The organism is Emticicia sp. BO119, from assembly GCF_013912375.1.
Classification (GTDB): Bacteria; Bacteroidota; Bacteroidia; order Cytophagales; family Spirosomataceae; genus Emticicia.
The window spans coordinates 74939-89301 of the sequence record NZ_JACETV010000004.1 but is presented as its reverse complement, the minus strand read 5'-3'; the positions used below and the strand labels follow the sequence as shown (position 1 = coordinate 89301).

Sequence of the window (14363 nt, the reverse complement as noted above, 5' to 3'; positions counted from 1 at the left end):
TATCGTTAAAAACTTAGCTTAAAATTATGTTTTCTATTGTAGGAAGGTATTTAATATTTCTGGGAAAACTATTTACCAGACGAGAGACATTCAGAGTGTATTGGAACAGGTTTTTAGACGAGTGCTTAAATATTGGCATCAGTTCTATTTTCATTGTGGCAATTGTGGCAGTCTTTATAGGCGCTGTAACCTGTGTGCAAACTCGAGCGAACCTTGTGAGCCCATTAGTACCTGTATATATTGTAAGTAATATTGTGCGGGATATGACTCTCCTTGAGCTTTCTTCAACATTTATGTGTGTGGTGTTGGCCGGAAAAGTAGGCTCTAATATTGCAGGCGAGTTGGGAACGATGAAAATAACGGAACAGATTGATGCCTTGGAAGTAATGGGCATTAATTCTGCTTCTTATTTGGTATTGCCTAAATTATTAGCTTCTGTATTTACTTTCCCGTTATTGGCTATTATCTCTGGCTTCCTGGGTATTATGGGTGGTTATCTGGCAGGTACTTTAACAGGCATTATCACACCAGAAGATTATATCTATGGTATCCGATACTCCTTTATTCCTTTCAACGTTTTTATATCTATTATTAAGGCCTTTGTGTTTGGCTTCCTGATTTCTACCATCTCTGCTTTCAAGGGATATTACACCCGTGGTGGAGCATTGGAGGTAGGACAAGCCAGTACTTCGGCCGTAACCAATAGCTGTATAGCGGTTTTAATAGCAGACTATCTTCTGGCCGAGTTATTGACATAAGAACAGATTTTAAAAGTAAATCAGAAAACATAAGAATAAAGCGCCTTTACAAAGTGTAATTCAGGATTGAGATTATATGATAGAAATCAAACACATTTCGAAATCTTTTAATGGCCGTCAGGTATTAGATAATATTAGTGGCATATTTAAGAAAGGTCAGACAAGTCTGGTAATCGGAGAAAGTGGCACAGGAAAAAGTGTGCTTTTAAAATGTATGCTTGATTTACTACGCCCTGAAGAGGGAGTAACCCTTTATGATAGACGGGATTTCTATATAGGTGAAGAAGAGGATAAGAAAAATATCCGTCGGGAAATGGGAGTACTTTTTCAGGGAGGGGCTTTATTTGATTCGAAGACTGTGCATAACAATATACAATTCCCATTAGATATGCTTACTGAAATGCCGGAAAGTGAAAAAAGAGATCGTGTGGAATTTTGTTTACAACGAGTGGGCCTGGAGGGAACAGGTAAGCGAATGCCCTCTGAAATATCAGGAGGTATGAAGAAAAGGGTAGGTATAGCGCGAGCTATCGTAATGAATCCTAAATACTTGTTTTGTGATGAACCCAATTCCGGACTTGACCCGCTTACCTCTATAAAAATCGATGAGTTGATTAAGGAAATCACAGAAGAATATAATACAACTACAGTTATCATTACACATGATATGAACTCGGTACTCTCTATCGGAGATTATATCATGTTTCTTTATCAGGGAAAGAAGATATGGGAGGGCAATAGCCAGACTATTCTTGAAACAAATGTGCCTGAATTAGAAGAATTTGTTTTCTCTAATAAAGCCTTAAAGAAAATGAGAGAAGATAAACGCCATTAATGCTATGCTTCGGGTTCCGTCTTCTATAAGTGCCAATGAATTTGAATCATTGAAGATTCAGGATATGACATTCGTTGCCTATCGCAATAACGTATATCCACCGCGTAATGAAATCTTTTTTGAAGAGCACGCCATTATTTACGTATTAGAAGGAGAAAAGAAGTTTATTTCTCCGACACAGGATATTCACGTACAAAAAGGGCAGATTTTATTCTTTCAGCGGGGATGTTATTCGATGAACGAATCCATCGATACCAATTACCGAAGCCTTGTTTTTTTCTTCCCCGAAAATCTTTTAAAAGAATTTGTTGCGCAAAATTTATCCCTATTCGAAGATTCAACCGAAGGGCCTTTTGAGCAGATATTGAGCTTAGAAAGCACTGAAAACTTCAATAAATTCGTCGATTCATTGATTCCTTTCTTTAGTGCCAGAACTAACCTTATGAATCAGTTTCTAAAACTGAAATTCACCGAATTGATGCTACACTTACTTGAACTTGACCGTAGTAATCAATTTAAAAGAACCTTATTCAAGATATACCAGGGACAAAAAATAGATTTAGGCTACTTGCTTGAAACCTATTATCTGAAACCCTTATCCATTGAAGAATTAGCGCGTATCTCTGGCAGAAGCCTTTCGGTATTTAAACGAGACTTCGAGCAACAATTTCATACCTCTCCAGCTGCCTGGATAAAAAACAAACGGCTTGAATACGCTTCTTTCCTCTTACAAAACACTTCCAAAAACGTTTCTGAAATCAGCCTTGAAATAGGGTATGAGAGCGTCTCGCACTTCATCAAAGCATTTAAAGAAAAATACGGTTTTACGCCCAAGAAAAACCATTGAGCTAAAAACACTATTTTTTGGGCGTATTTCATTAATCCTTATTGAGTTTTTATACTCAATTTTGTATTGTTCAATTTCCGCAAAGGAAATAGGCCTATACACTAACAGAAAAAAACGCTTAAATATAAAATGTCAACACCAAAATCACTATTCGACAAAGTATGGGACGCTCACGTTGTGCGTAAAATCGAAGATGGTCCGGATGTATTCTTCATCGACCGTCACTTTATTCATGAAGTAACCAGTCCGGTGGCCTTCCTCGGCCTCGAAACCAGAGGAATTGATGTTCTGTTCCCGGAACGTACATTTGCCACTGCCGACCATAATACACCAACAATTAATCAACATCTTCCGGTGGCAGACCCGCTTTCAGCTAACCAGTTAAAAGCATTAGAAACGAATACTGCTAAATACGGTATTTCTCACTGGGGTTTAGGACATGCAAAAAACGGTATCGTACACGTAGTAGGGCCAGAAAATGGTATTACTCAACCGGGTATGACGATAGTTTGCGGCGATTCTCATACTTCTACGCATGGTGCTTTTGGTGCCATTGCCTTTGGTATCGGTACATCAGAGGTGGAGATGGTACTTTCTTCGCAATGTATCATGCAGCCGAAACCTAAGAAAATGCGTGTGACGATTAATGGCAAATTGGGTGCTGCTGTTATGCCGAAAGACGTAACACTTTATATTATCTCTCAATTATCTGCCGCAGGTGCAACAGGATACTTTGTAGAATATGCCGGAGACGTATTCAGAAATATGTCGATGGAAGGCCGTATGACCGTTTGTAATATGTCTATCGAAATGGGTGCCAGAGGTGGTATGATTGCCCCCGATGAAACGACGTTTTCTTATTTGAAAGGCAGAGAATTAGCACCAAAAGGAGAAGCATGGGATAAAGCAGTAGCTTACTGGAAAACCCTGCCAACCGAAGAAGGCGCAACATTCGATTTAGAATATAATTTCGATGCCGCTGATATTGAGCCACAAATTACCTATGGTACAAATCCGGGCTTAGGAACAGGTATCTCGCAACATATTCCTACCGCGAATCAGGTAAAAGACGGTGAAGCCAGCTACAAAAAATCATTGGGTTATATGGGCTTTGCAGAAAATGAGCAGATAACTGGTAAACCAATCGACTACGTTTTCCTGGGAAGTTGTACCAATGGCCGTATCGAAGACTTCCGTGCCTTTGCTTCTATTGTAAAAGGACGTAAAAAAGCTGATAACGTAACGGCATGGTTAGTACCGGGTTCGCACATTGTAGAATCACAAATCAAAGAGGAGGGTATTCTGGATATCTTGAACGACGCCGGATTTGAACTACGTCAACCGGGTTGTTCGGCTTGTCTGGCGATGAATGATGACAAGATTCCTGCAGGTAAATATGCGGTTTCTACATCCAACCGTAACTTCGAAGGTCGCCAGGGACCGGGTGCCCGTACCCTATTGGCCAGCCCATTAGTAGCTGCTGCTGCCGCTGTTACAGGTAAAGTAACGGACCCAAGAGAATTAATTTAATACACTAAACACCGATTGTCAGATATGAAATGTTATATCTGACATAAAAAATATTACGACAAATGGCTTACGATAAATTTACAGTGCTTACAAGCACCGCAGTACCTATGCCTATCGAAAACGTAGATACTGACCAGATTATCCCTGCACGTTTCTTGAAAGCAACCAAACGTGAGGGCTTCGGCGATAACTTATTCAGAGACTGGCGTTACAATGGCGACGATACCCCAAAACAAGATTTCGTATTAAATAACCCGATTTATTCAGGTAAAATATTGGTGGGTGGCCGTAACTTTGGTAGCGGTTCAAGCCGCGAACACGCTGCCTGGGCTATTTACGATTATGGTTTCCGTTGTGTAGTATCAAGCTTTTTTGCTGATATTTTTAAGGGAAACTCTATCAATATCGGTCTTTTGCCAGTACAGGTAAGTCCGGAGTTTCTTGACAAAATCTTCAAAGCGATAGAAGCCGACCCTAAAGCGGAGTTAGAAGTAAACCTTCCTGAGCAAACAATTACGATTGTAGCAACGGGCGAACAAGAAAGCTTTGCTATAAACGGCTATAAAAAACATAATATGCTAAATGGCTACGATGATATTGATTATCTACAAGCCATGAAAGACGAAATAAAAACATTTGCTGAGGCAAGTCTCTATTAATCCAAACAGGCATAAGAAGACAACAAAACCACTGCTTTAAGCAACAGCAAAATGAAATATATAGAAATAATGGATACAACACTCCGCGATGGCGAACAGACCAGCGGAGTGTCTTTTTCGTCTACCGAGAAACTGGCCATTGCTCAGATATTGCTGACAGAAGTAAAAGTTGACCGTTTAGAGGTGGCTTCTGCGAGGGTATCGGATGGTGAGTTTCAGGCAGTGAAAAAAATTACTTCATGGGCAGCGGAAAACGGATTGTTGGATAAGATAGAGGTACTAACCTTTGTTGATGGAGACACCTCTGTAAAATGGATGCTGGACGCAGGGGCGAAAGTCATGAACCTGCTTACGAAAGGTTCATTGAATCACCTCACCCATCAGCTGAAGAAGATACCTGAACAGCATTTTGAAGAGATTTCACAAGTAATTGCTTTAGCACAATCTGAAGACATTAAATGTAATGTATATCTGGAAGATTGGAGTAATGGCATGAGAAATTCTCCTGAATATGTATTCCAATATCTGGATTTCCTTACAAAACAGCCAATTGAACGAGTGCTCTTACCCGATACACTAGGTGTATTGACTCCAACAGAATCTTACGAATTTGTACATGCCATCGTTCAGCGGTATCCTGATACGCATTTTGATTTTCATGCACATAATGACTATGATTTAGGCGTAGCTAATGTGATGGAAGCCATCAGGGCAGGAGCGAAGGGTTTGCACCTAACCGTCAACGGTATGGGTGAAAGAGCCGGAAATGCTCCTTTAGCCAGTACGATTGCTGTAATAAATGATTTTTTTCCTGAGGTAAAGACCTCTGTTGTTGAAAACTCTTTGTATTCGGTAAGTAGATTGGTAGAAACATTCTCGGGTTTCCGTGTGCCTGTCAATAAGCCTGTAGTAGGGGAGAACGTATTCACCCAAACGGCAGGTATTCATGCCGATGGAGACAACAAAAATAATCTGTATTTCAATGACCTGATGCCTGAACGCTTCGGGCGTACTCGCAAATATGCTTTAGGTAAAACTTCCGGTAAGGCTAATATCGAGAAAAACCTGCAGGAATTGGGAATTAAACTCTCTCAGGAAGATTTAAAGAAAGTTACGCAGCGTATAATTGAATTGGGGGATAAAAAAGAGGTGGTTACCAGAGAAGACTTACCCTATATTATTTCCGATGTAATTGATACGAGCGCTATTGAGGAAAAGGTAGAAGTACTTAATTATGTGTTAACTCATTCGAAAAATCTTCGTCCATCAGCTACTTTGTTGGTAAGAATTGATGGACAAACTTATGAAGAAAGTGCACAGGGGGATGGGCAGTACGATGCGTTTATGAATGCCTTGAAGAAGATTTACGATACAAAGAAGATTCTTCTTCCAATGCTGACAGACTATGCCGTGCGGATTCCACCGGGGGGTAAAACAGATGCCCTTTGTGAAACTATCATTACCTGGGAACTCAATAGTAAAGAATTCAAAACTCACGGACTTGATTCTGACCAGACCGTATCAGCCATCAAAGCCACCCAGAAAATGCTTAATTTGATTCAATTTTAATTATTTAACCACGGAGTTTCACTGAGTATGGCACTGAGCTACACGGAGTTAAACACAGTATCAGGCAATGTATTGAAAGCCGCGTATGAAGTTCATACTGCTTTGGGGCCCGGGCTTTTGGAAAGTGCTTATAAGGAATGCTTGTTTTATAAATTATTTCGAGCAGGTATTATAGCTGAAAAAGAAAAGCCAATGCCATTGATATTTGAAGAAGTGAAACTTGAATGTGGATATAGAATTGATATTTTAGTTGAAAATCAAATTGTATTAGAAATTAAATCAGTTGATGCCATTAATGATGTTCAACGAGCACAAGTATTAAAATATATGAGGTTAGGTAAATATAAATTAGGCTATCTGATGAATTTTAATGTAGTAAGTTTAAAAGAAGGAATAAAAAGATTCGTATTATAAACTCCGTGAAACTCCGTGCAAAACTCTGAGTCACTCCGTGGTTAAAATTTAAACCAAATAAATGAAAAAACATATCTTAGTTGTTCCCGGAGACGGTATCGGGCAGGAAGTAACAGCCGTTGGAAAAAAAGTAGTAGAAAAAATCGCTGAAAAATTCGGTCATGAGTTTACTTATGACGAAGCACTAATAGGCCACGTAGCAATCGAAGCAACCGGAGACCCACTACCATCTGAAACATTAGAAAAAATGCGTGCTTCTGATGCCGTACTTTTCGGCGCTGTCGGTCACCCGAAATACGACAATGATCCAACTGCCAAGGTTCGTCCGGAGCAAGGTTTGTTGAAAATGCGTAAAGAGCTTGGTCTTTATGCTAACTTACGCCCCATCAAATTATTTGATGAGCTATTAGGGGCTTCAAGTATCAAACCTGAGATTCTGAAAGGCTCTGATATTTTATTTTTCCGTGAACTGACAGGAGATATTTATTTCGGAGAAAAAGGCCGCAAAAACGATGGCGATACTGCTTACGATATTGCGGAATACAGTCGCTACGAAGTAGAACGCATTGCTCGCAAAGCTTTTGATGCTGCTATGACTCGTGGGAAAAAGGTAATGTCGGTAGACAAAGCAAACGTTTTGGAAACCAGCCGTTTGTGGAGAGAAACTGTTCAAAAAGTAGCGAAGGAATACCCTGAAGTAACCGTTGAGCATCAATTTGTTGATTCGGCGGCCATGTTGCTCATCAAAAATCCAAAGCAATTTGATGTGGTTGTTACTGCCAACCTTTTTGGTGATATCTTGACTGACGAAGCATCTCAGATTGCTGGTTCAATGGGTATGTTAGCTTCTGCATCAGTAGGTGACAGCACAGGCGTTTACGAACCAATTCACGGTTCTGCGCACGATATTACAGGTAAAGGTCTGGCTAATCCAATGGCTTCAATTTTATCGGCTGCATTAATGTTAGATATTTCGTTTGGCTTGAAAGCTGAAAGCGAAGCTATTATCTCAGCAGTTGAACAAACATTGAAAGCAGGTTTCCGTACCGGAGATATTGCAGATGCTTCTACGCCAAAAGAGATGATTCTGGGAACAGATGCCATTGGTGAAGAAATTTTAAAGAGAATCTAAGTATTTATATCGTTTTCTTATTTATTAGACACGCCGCATACGCCTTATGTGGCGTGTTCTTTTTTTCATCAGATTTATTAATTAATTTTGATAAAAAATTTACTTAAACCCTCCCAATGAAAAAGATATTTTTTGTTTTGATTGTCGCTCTTGTTAGTCAGGTCTCATTTGCTCAACTCCCCAAAATCGGTTATGTATATGAAGATTATGTGATGATAAATCTAAAAGAAATAAAAGATTTACAGGAAGATGTGACTACCAAGCGAGAAGAATTTACAAAGCAACTACAAGCAAAGGGTGATTTGTATCAGGAGAAGTATGCGTTATATCAGCAATCACTGAAGAATATAACAAACGTAACTACAGAATCATTAAATGCTGCTTTGAAAGAAGTACAGGATCTGAAAAAAGCAGCAGATGAGTATCAGGCAAGTGCAGAGACAGAGTTACAAACATTTATACAGACCAGATATAATGACATTCGTAGTAAATTAGACGAAGCCACAAAAAAGGTAGCCGCCGAAAAAGGATATAAGTTTGTTTTCAGAAGAAATGCTGACGCGGCTAACAGAGAATCAACACCGGTATTGTTGTATGCGAATGATAACGGAAAGGATAATTTATCAGATGCTATTTTAATAAAAATGGGCAGTACACCTCCACCAAAACAACAGGTAACCCCACCCGCTGCGTCAACACCTAATAAGCCAGCGCCGAAAAAGTAATAGTCATTCAGCGTAGAGGAAATAAAAGGTATGGTTGATAATAGTTTCAGCCATACCTTTTTATGCAATTTTTATGATACTATCTCTTCCAGATTGTATCAAAAGCCTCCTGCAATACTTCTTTATCATCAAAATGGTGTTTCACACCCTTGATCTCCTGATAGGTTTCATGGCCTTTGCCTGCTACCAGAATAATATCTTGCGGACGGGCAATTTTTACTGCCTCAAAAACTGCCTGATGCCGGTCTTCTATGGTTTGCACTTTATTTACATAAATCATCGGGACACCACTCTCCATTTGTCCTAAAATAACTAATGGGTCTTCATTTCTTGGGTTATCAGATGTCAGAATCACACGGTTGCTGAGTTTACAGGCAATCTCTGCCATAATAGGGCGCTTGGTGGCATCTCTGTTACCTCCACAACCTACTACGGTGATAATCTGTTGGTTACTGTCTTGTTGCAAGTCTACTATTGTTTCCAGTACATTTTTAAGCGCATCAGGTGTATGGGCATAGTCTACAATACCTACAATATGATTTTGTGATACTACCTGCTCAAATCTACCAGCCGGGGGTTGAATATCCGATAATTGCATCAGCACTTCATCGGGATTTTCACCTAATAATACTGCCGCACCATAGACACCTAAGAGATTGTAGGCATTAAAAGCACCAATCAGTTTAAACCATACCTCCCGGTTATCAATGTCCATCTGTAAGCCAAACAAACCACAAGCCAGGATTTTACCCTTAAAACTGCCGATATTCCGTAAAGAATAAGATTCTTTGCGGGCAAAAGTATTCTGAATCATAATTTTGCCATTCTTGTCGTCGGTATTAACCAAGGCAAATGCTGAGGCTGGCAATTGGTCAAAAAACCCTTTTTTGGCTCTTATATAATTATCAAATGTCTCATGAAAATCAAGGTGATCATGAGTGATATTGGTGAATATTCCTCCTGCAAAATGGAGCCCTGCAATGCGTTCCTGCACTACTGAATGGGAACTTACCTCCATAAAACAATAACTCACACCCTTTTGAACCATTTCCTGTAACAGCTCATTAATTTTTACAGAATCAGGGGTAGTGTGCGTAGAAGGAATAATTTCATCATCAATCTGGTTTTGAACGGTAGATAACAAACCACAGCGGTAACCCAGCTTTCGGAATAAGCGGAATAGTAATGTAACAGTAGAAGTCTTGCCATTTGTACCTGTTACTCCTACTAACTTTAATTTTTTCGATGGATTGCCATAAAAATTAGCGGCCATTAAACCCATAATACGGGCCGAATTTTCTACCTGCAAGAAGGTAATGTTTTCATGTAATATCTCTGGCAGATGCTCACAAAGAATTGCCGATGCACCTAATTCAATGGCTTTCTCGATGAAGTGATGCCCGTCTACCTGTGTGCCACCAATAGCTACAAACAAACTGCTTTCCTTTACTTGTCTTGAATCAAAGACAATGTTTTGTATAGCAATATCGGTCTTACCAGAAACTGCTTTCAGAGGAACTTTATATAGGATGTCGCTTAATATCATAGGATGTGTCGGAATGATGATGTTGGTAATCATCAACAAATATATTACATATAAGATTTATCTTTCTGCCAACTAATAGGATTATTTATGGTTTTTTTATTCTATCGAAAAGGCATAGTTTCCGCTTAAAACCTCAAAAATAGCTTTGTCTTTTTCAATTTTTACAAAAGTAATACCTTGTATTCGGGCTTTGGGAACTTTATTACCTGATAATATCAGTTTATCAGATTCTTTGATAATAGCATTGGTTTTGCCAGATAATGGCAATTGAATCTGGGCAGAGGTATTGGCAGGAACAGATACTTTTAACACAAATTTTGTACCTTGCAAATTCCAGCCTGAAGCAATCGGGCCATAGCTTGATTCATATTTGCTCTCAACCCATTTCAAATCCCCGGCAGGCATTGGAGCAATAATAAAATGTTTGAATGCAGCACTCATCGGGTCAGGCTTTATGCCGGCCAGATAAGAATAAAACCATTCCCCGATAGAGCCATAAGCAAAATGATTACGGGAATTCATGCCTTCAGGTTTTTCGGTATCTGAGTTCCACAACTCCCACATGGTGGTGGCCCCTTTTTCAATCATATAGCCCCAGCCGGGATAGGTTTTTTGAGTAGCTACTTTATAGGCCAGTTCATGCTCTCCCGCTTCACTTAGTGTCGGTAAAAGCATTTCGGTTGAAAGGAATCCCGTAGTCAGGTGGTCGTTTTTGGCTCTTACATTGGCTGCCACATTCTGTGCTACTGCCAAACGGTCGGCTGGTTTTGTAATACCCAGGCTAAGTGGAATAAGGTTTGCTCCTTGGGTGTTACCTTCATAGGTTTTGCCTTGAGGGTCAAAATAGACCTCATTATATTTATCTGCTACCTTCTGCGATACCTCGGCATATTTTTGTGCATCGGCAGTTTTACCAATCACTTTCGCCATTTCAGCCAGTAATTTATTTGAGTAAAACTGATAGCTGCCGCCAATAGGCTTGGTAGGAGAGTTCTCTACAGGCACCCAGTCGCCATAACCATAGAAATCCCCCGCCTGAAAATAATAGATGCCATCTTTCCGGGTATTCGGATGGTTATTCATGTATTCCACCCAGTTTTTCATAGCGTCATAATTTTCTTCAATGATTCGTTTATCGCCATAGAATTGGTACATGCGGTAGGGCACAATCACAATAGCATCTCCCCAGGCGGGTTTTGATGGGCCGCCTACTACAATCTTAGGATTTACATCATATACATATCCTGACGAATGCTGAGAATCGGAAATATCTCTTACCCATTTGGCAAAAAAGCCATTCATCTGCATAATATAACTGGCAGTTGGTGCAAAAATCTGCGCATCACCCATCCATCCTAAACGCTCATCTCTTTGCGGACAATCAGTAGGTACGCTATGCATATTGCCACGTTGCCCCCAGGTGATGTTCTTATAAATACTATTCAGTAAATCGTTTGAGGTAGTAAAACTTCCGGTAAATGGCGTATTTGTATGAATTACTTTTGCCACAAGTGTATTTTGGTCTGGTTTTTTAGGTAAACCCTCTACCTCTACATATCTGAAGCCGTGATACGTGAATTTAGGCTCCCACTCTTCTACCCCATAGCCTTTCAGAATATACTTGTCGGTAGGTCTGATACTTCGCAAATTAGCCTGGTCGGCTAAACCTTTGTCTGTTAGTAATTCGGCAAATTTCATTTCTACTTCTTTCCCTGCTTTGCCCTCCACTTTCAGATGCGTAAAACCCACCAGATTCTGGCCAAAATCAAAAACATAATGCCCCTTACGCGGCTCAGTAATTTTTATGGCTTTTATTTCCTGCATTACCTGAATCTGTGGCGCAATAGAGGCAATCAGTTTGGTATTTTTTGTACTGAAAGATTCTGCTTCATCATTTCTGTTGTCTTCGGGCTTGGGGCCGAATAACGTAGTTTTGTTTTCTGCCTCATCAAGAATAACAGCATTTTCCCAGTCTTTCCCATATTCCATTCTACCATCATATACCTCGCCATTATAGAGCGAATTGGAGACAATCGGAGATAACCGCGTTTTCCAGCTTACGTCAAAGAATAAAGAGATTAGAAAAAACGAGTTTTTTCATGGGCATTGCAATAATAGGATTCTGTTATAATTTAAAAACGGTATCTATGTTTAAATTCTTCCAGACATCTGAAAACTTCAAAAGTCAGGTCATAATCATTAGCAGTCAGCACAAAATTGTCAGGCAAATTACAGAATTTCATAAAATCTTTTAGTTGCTGACCTTTCAGTTTGGTTACATAAGATACATATTCGGCACTGTAGCGGTACTCTACCAAAAGCTTACGGAGGTCTTCCTGTTTCATAGCTTCCAGTTTACGGCGGGTTTTGCCCTCTTTACTGAAAAGCTGGTAAAGTCCATCTATAGAAATACCAATCCCGCCGCCGGGTGAAGATGTATTGGTATTAATCAGGTTAGAAATATCTTTCCATTTGAGCTTTGTTGAGGCTTCAGGAGCTGCCAGTAATTCATCAATTTGTTGCCTGATTACCTCTATTCGTTTGTCTTTTATGGTTACTTCCGGCAATACGATAGCGTCTTGGGGCAGTTCAATAACAGGCTCTTTGTTGACACCATCCCAGGCGATACCAGCATTTTTATACCCAATGGAAGAAATCTTGATTGAATCACCCTTTGCCGCTTTCACTAAAAAATTTCCGTTATCACTTGTTTTGGTTATCTGCTTTGTGTTTTTATTAACAACTGTTGCAGATGGGATAGGCTGTTTGGTGGTTTTATCAATTGCTCTGCCTAAAACATAAGATTGCTGAGCAAAAACGGGGATGTTTGCTAAAATAAAAAAAAAGAAAAGGTAATAATACTTACTCACACGGCTATTCTTGCCAGGCATACTATTTGATTTGTCCATTCACAATTACATATTTAACTTCTTTGCCTCTTGCTAATACAAAGTTTGCTTTCTCATCCAGATTCAGTTCTTTATCCTTAATATCTTCTTTAGATAAAGCATAGGTCTTTATTATTTCAGGAAAGTCAGCCAGGGGCCTGACCCGTAGTCCGGTAGCATCAATTTCTTTGATACCCCAGAAGGTCGAAAGGTCGCCCATATCTTCAATAACGCTCTTGATTGTAAAACTCGTAGCATTTCTGATATTTTTTTCAATCAGGTCAATAGCTATATCTTTAACTACAATTTTGCCATGATAATCAAACTCGGCATTACGAACTAACAGGTCGTATAAGTAACGATCATTGTTAGGCAAGGCTTCGTATGTCGCTAAAGTATAATGGGTATAAGATTGCTCGGCAATTGCCTGTAAACCAGTCAGAATAGCCACAAAATTCAGTTTCCGTATAAACTGCTTTTCTGTGTCGTCTTTATATCCGCCAGATTCTATTAATATCAGGCTACTTCCCCATTTGGCTATATTGTCTCCAAAGGCACGGGGCTCGTGTTCGTCATTCCAACGCCCCAGATGCCCCGGAATAAACCCTTGTAGTGTCTCACTCATTTGACAAATTACCTGCATAGCTTTTGTTCGGGCGGGGTTCCAGTTTCTGTCATAATCATAAGACGTAGCCAGGAATGAAACAGTGGCCTGCTTCCCACTTCGGCCGGCACTATAACGGGTGTTTTTATCATGCAGATTAAAAGAAAATTCCGGTTTAAGTTCGTCTTGTAATTTCTTTAATAAAGCACCTTCCGGTGTTTGAAAACGCAACGCATCACGGTTCATATCTATTTCAGTAGCTGTGCGTCTCTGATAGCGTTCTGCCCCATCAGGATTTAGCATGGGTACAAAATAGAGTGTAGTATTAGTTAATATACTCTGCCTAAGCGCATCAAAACCATCATTTTCTGACTGAAAAAAACGAAAAATATCAAGTAGGGCCATCGTAGCAGTGGGTTCGTCTCCATGCATCTGCGACCACAACAATACTCTGGTTTTGCCACTACCCATTTTTATCTCATATAAATCTCTCCCTTCAAAGGATTTTCCCGCTACCTGCTTCTCAAACGGCAGTTTCTGAATTAGCGGCACAAGGTCTTTATGTTTGAAACGACGATTCGTAATTGCTGTTTCTTTATAATGATCATACTGAGCGAATAAATCTTTTGAAAAATCCTTCGTTTGGGCAAAACCAGGCATATTAAATGAAATAAAATAAGCGATAATAGCAAAGGTAAGGGGTTTGAGATGAAGAACCATACAATTGGAATTTTATTGAGTATATTAACAAAAATAGACTTATTTCGGTAATATTCTTACCTTAAAATAAAATCCCTATTAAAATTAATTCTGCACTTTGAAGAATGCCGCCGTATTCCTATTTTTGCAACTATAC

Annotated in this window: 13 protein-coding genes; 9 read left to right on the top strand and 4 right to left on the bottom strand. The window is 39.6% G+C overall.

The window, feature by feature from the left end; translation table 11 throughout:
- Nucleotides 1-26 precede the first annotated feature (26 nt).
- The 9 genes from H1R81_RS14365 (at nucleotide 27) to H1R81_RS14325 (ending at nucleotide 8469) form a co-directional block, all read left to right on the top strand.
- Nucleotides 27-758, top strand: coding sequence for an ABC transporter permease (locus H1R81_RS14365; protein WP_181841430.1), 732 nt, complete (start codon nucleotides 27-29; stop codon nucleotides 756-758).
- A 76-nt stretch (nucleotides 759-834) separates the two neighbouring features.
- Nucleotides 835-1593: an ABC transporter ATP-binding protein gene (locus H1R81_RS14360; protein WP_181841429.1), complete on the top strand. Its 759-nt coding sequence runs from the start codon at nucleotides 835-837 to the stop codon at nucleotides 1591-1593.
- 4 nt (nucleotides 1594-1597) lie between these two features.
- Nucleotides 1598-2440, top strand: a complete 843-nt coding sequence (locus tag H1R81_RS14355) for a helix-turn-helix transcriptional regulator (RefSeq protein ID WP_181841428.1) — start codon at nucleotides 1598-1600, stop codon at nucleotides 2438-2440.
- A 129-nt stretch (nucleotides 2441-2569) separates the two neighbouring features.
- Entirely contained in the window at nucleotides 2570-3970 is a 1401-nt protein-coding gene (leuC, locus tag H1R81_RS14350) for a 3-isopropylmalate dehydratase large subunit (protein ID WP_181841427.1), read from the top strand.
- 62 nt (nucleotides 3971-4032) lie between these two features.
- Nucleotides 4033-4629, top strand: a complete 597-nt coding sequence (gene leuD / locus H1R81_RS14345; protein WP_181841426.1) for a 3-isopropylmalate dehydratase small subunit — start codon at nucleotides 4033-4035, stop codon at nucleotides 4627-4629.
- 51 nt (nucleotides 4630-4680) lie between these two features.
- Nucleotides 4681-6198, top strand: a complete 1518-nt coding sequence (locus tag H1R81_RS14340; protein WP_220275232.1) for an alpha-isopropylmalate synthase regulatory domain-containing protein — start codon at nucleotides 4681-4683, stop codon at nucleotides 6196-6198.
- 27 nt (nucleotides 6199-6225) lie between these two features.
- Nucleotides 6226-6612 (top strand): GxxExxY protein, encoded by a 387-nt coding sequence (locus H1R81_RS14335; protein WP_181841425.1) that lies wholly within the window; start codon nucleotides 6226-6228, stop codon nucleotides 6610-6612.
- A 61-nt stretch (nucleotides 6613-6673) separates the two neighbouring features.
- Nucleotides 6674-7744, top strand: coding sequence for a 3-isopropylmalate dehydrogenase (gene leuB, locus H1R81_RS14330; protein WP_181841424.1), 1071 nt, complete (start codon nucleotides 6674-6676; stop codon nucleotides 7742-7744).
- A 116-nt stretch (nucleotides 7745-7860) separates the two neighbouring features.
- Nucleotides 7861-8469 carry an OmpH family outer membrane protein gene (locus H1R81_RS14325; RefSeq protein WP_181841423.1) on the top strand — a complete coding sequence of 203 codons (609 nt, stop codon included), beginning with the start codon at nucleotides 7861-7863 and terminating at the stop codon, nucleotides 8467-8469.
- Between the two features lie 79 nt (nucleotides 8470-8548).
- Here H1R81_RS14325 and H1R81_RS14320 read toward each other — a convergent pair whose 3' ends face one another.
- From H1R81_RS14320 to H1R81_RS14305, 4 genes are all read right to left on the bottom strand, one after another.
- Nucleotides 8549-10015 carry a UDP-N-acetylmuramoyl-L-alanyl-D-glutamate--2,6-diaminopimelate ligase gene (locus H1R81_RS14320; RefSeq protein WP_181841822.1) on the bottom strand — a complete coding sequence of 489 codons (1467 nt, stop codon included), beginning with the start codon at nucleotides 10013-10015 and terminating at the stop codon, nucleotides 8549-8551.
- A gap of 96 nt (nucleotides 10016-10111) precedes the next feature.
- Entirely contained in the window at nucleotides 10112-12004 is a 1893-nt protein-coding gene (locus tag H1R81_RS14315) for a family 78 glycoside hydrolase catalytic domain (RefSeq protein WP_181841422.1), read from the bottom strand.
- A 143-nt stretch (nucleotides 12005-12147) separates the two neighbouring features.
- Complete coding sequence (locus H1R81_RS14310) at nucleotides 12148-12924, bottom strand: carboxypeptidase-like regulatory domain-containing protein (RefSeq protein WP_181841421.1); 777 nt, start codon at nucleotides 12922-12924, stop codon at nucleotides 12148-12150.
- Nucleotides 12908-14227: a M14 family zinc carboxypeptidase gene (locus H1R81_RS14305; RefSeq protein ID WP_229251132.1), complete on the bottom strand. Its 1320-nt coding sequence runs from the start codon at nucleotides 14225-14227 to the stop codon at nucleotides 12908-12910. The genes H1R81_RS14310 and H1R81_RS14305 overlap by 17 nt, the downstream gene beginning before the upstream one ends.
- Between the last annotated feature and the right edge of the window lie 136 nt (nucleotides 14228-14363).